We start from the raw sequence: 1,731 nt of genomic DNA, 5'->3' as shown, positions 1-1,731 counted from the left end.
AATTGCATCCTTTTTTCTATCTTTGAGCTACAACGGAATAAATCCCGCGTATTTTTCCGCAACGAAATCATAGCCAAGGCCGTTGCCAGTAATGGTAAAGAAAAACCTGCAAAGAATAAAAATCAGTAATTGGATTGAATAAAGGATAGATTTGAACAAAACATTACTTATAATACTTCTGATTAGCCAATTAAGCTATGCCAATGACAATATCGAAATAAGTATTTTGACTTGTTCTGTTGGTCAAGAAGTCTATTCAGTTTTCGGACATACTGCTATTAGAGTTATTGACAAAGAAAATAAAACAGATCAAGTTTATAATTTTGGAATGTTTGATTTTAACACGCCAAATTTTGAATATAAATATTTGAAAGGCAAATTAAAATATCATAGAGGTGTTCAAGAAACAGTAAATTTTTTGAAAATATACACTTATGAAAAAAGATTAGTCCACGAACAAAAGTTAGATTTAACAGCTGATGAAAAAAGTGAGTTTTTGAATAGACTTAAACTTTTAAATCAACCAGAAAATAGATTTTACTTCTACTCTTTTTTGGATAAAAACTGTTCTACAGAAACACGAGATTTATTAAAACACATTGGAGTGAGTTTTGAAAATCAAGAACTTAACAAATCAAATAGGGATTTAATTAATTCATATCTACAAGAAATGCCTTGGCTAAAATTTGGAATTAATTTGGTGTTAGGAAAATCATTGGACAGAAACTCTAATCGTAATCAAAGTATGTTCTTGCCAGACTATCTACAAAAAGAAATTGGTGCTGCGAAATTGAATGGCAAAAATTTAATACAATCCGAAAAAATATTAAACTCAATAGAAAGTAATAGCAATTCAAATATTCAGCAAATATTTTCGCCATTATTGATATTTTCGCTTTTAGCAGTGTTGTTTCTATTTTGGTTTCCTAAACCCGCCAAAATAATAGCAAGTTTCAGTTTTGGAATTACAGGTATATTCATCCTTGCATTATGGTTATTTTCTGGCCACGAGGAGGTTAAATCGAATCTAAATATTCTTTGGTGTAACCCGTTATATCTGATTTATACTCCATTCTTGGCAAAAAATAAGACTAATAAAATGTTGAGTATAATATTAGTAGCATCATTGATTATTTCAATAGTTGTTTGGCTTTTCAAAGTACAAATTTTTGATATTTCAATTTTACCAATTTTTGCCATACTCGGAATTTTTAACTTACAGGAATTGAGAAAAATACAAAAAAAATGAAAAACAAAGTATAAACCACTACTGGCAACAACGTATAACAACAATTGCGACTCTGTGTCCTGCGGATACAACCGAGCAAGCAAAAAAGTTGGTAATTTTAGCTATCTTCGTTTCCAAACATCCCGCAACTGATTGTTATACAAGACCGTTGGCAACAAGCTAAAGAATGAACTTTCCTGAAATAGGTTGACTAAAAATTAAACCATTAATTATAGTCACTTATGAAAACAAAAAAAGACCACTGGCGAAAAAAAAGCTATCAAAAAGTCAATCTAGAAACCAAACTTTTAGTCGTTGACCAAATTCTAACCGGACACATCTCTAGCACGCAAGCTTCAAAAAAATATGATGTTCCTAGAACAACCATTACCTATTGGTTAAGAAAATACAGTACCTTAGTACAACAAAATAATGGTATGAGTAAAAACGATGAAATTAAAAAGTTAAAGGAAAAGATTGAGGAACTGGAGTTTCAGAAAGAC

2 protein-coding genes are annotated in these 1,731 nt (G+C 30.3%); both read left to right on the top strand.

Features of this window, described 5'->3' with window-relative positions; translation table 11 throughout:
• Positions 1 to 151: 151 nt before the first annotated feature.
• On the top strand, positions 152 to 1,249 hold the full coding sequence (locus tag FT993_RS01685; protein WP_187240732.1) for a DUF4105 domain-containing protein: 1,098 nt from the start codon (positions 152 to 154) through the stop codon (positions 1,247 to 1,249).
• A gap of 221 nt (positions 1,250 to 1,470) precedes the next feature.
• Positions 1,471 to 1,731, top strand: a 261-nt coding sequence (locus tag FT993_RS01680) for a helix-turn-helix domain-containing protein (RefSeq protein ID WP_305054855.1), incomplete at its 3' end; no start/stop codon positions are given.

Origin of the sequence: Mesonia sp. HuA40 (assembly GCF_008017835.1) — a bacterium.
Taxonomy (GTDB): domain Bacteria; phylum Bacteroidota; class Bacteroidia; order Flavobacteriales; family Flavobacteriaceae; genus Mesonia.
The sequence above is the reverse complement of the archived record's forward strand: the minus strand, read 5'-3'. Positions and strand labels throughout refer to the sequence as shown.